This window comes from Escherichia sp. MOD1-EC5950, from assembly GCF_002965345.1.
Classification (GTDB): Bacteria; Pseudomonadota; Gammaproteobacteria; order Enterobacterales; family Enterobacteriaceae; genus Escherichia; species Escherichia marmotae.
On the sequence record NZ_PTSR01000108.1, the window covers coordinates 1 to 910 of the forward strand.

General features: G+C 54.9%; 2 protein-coding genes. Both read right to left on the bottom strand.

Features of this window, described 5'->3' with window-relative positions; translation table 11 throughout:
- On the bottom strand, positions 1-449 hold a 449-nt coding region (locus BEA93_RS24505), incomplete at its 3' end, for a fertility inhibition protein FinO (protein ID WP_105267694.1).
- Positions 450-522: 73 nt separating this feature from the next.
- On the bottom strand, positions 523-910 hold a 388-nt coding region (locus BEA93_RS24510; protein WP_272897482.1), incomplete at its 5' end, for a TraX family protein.

Here is a 910-nt window from a genome sequence, read left to right on the forward strand (position 1 = left end):
ACATACCCTTCCGTGTCATACCGGCAGGCACCGGCTTTCATTGCGCCAAGATAGCTTTCTGAACGGGTAATGGCCTTCAGCGCCCTGCGCAGTTTTTTATGCGAGAGCGGGATATTCCGCCGCGATACGTCTTCCAGTAACACGTCACGGATACCGCAGGCCAGAAGCCGGGGGGTGTCACCGTCAAATAATCCCGGCCACCAGGGCTTCAGGGTGTTCACGGCCTCATCCGGCGTGGGCAGGTTCAGATAAATGGACAGCGCCTGTCTGGCCTGCGCCTTTTTAGCCGCCAGCTCTGCTTCCCGGGCCGCTTTCTCGGCCAGCTTCTGCTTTTTCACCTTCCATTTTGGTGGCGTGGTGACATTGATGATGGTTTTCCGGCTGCGGACAGGTGTTGTTCCCTCTGTTTTCCGCTTCAGTGTCAGTACCGGTCGTTTCTGCTCTGTCATTTGCGAATACCTGTCGTTATATTCTGCCGCTGGCGTTGCTTCAGCCTTTTATGCCATATTTCATCACGGTATGTTAAGCATGCACCTGCAGTCCGTTAACCATCCCGGCAATAATCAGCAGATGCAGGGCATAACCTTCTGCAAACCACCGGCTTATCTGCAGGCGCTTTGATGATGCAGGTACATACTCATGCACAAGACACAATACCAGCAGTGTCATGCCCATACCGGCCAGCACGGGGACGGCACCGTTTGCACTGTTCAGCCATACAACAGAGCACAGCCACAGTAAAAATAACCGCCCCTGGTACTGCTCCGGCACCTGCCAGACGGATACAGCTGCCAGCAGCATCACCAGTCCCTGCCAGCCATAACTGGCAGTACTGAACGGCAGATACAGTGCCAGCATGGTTCCGGTTATGGCACCTTTTATGGCATCAGGGCGTTGCCAGAAACAGACC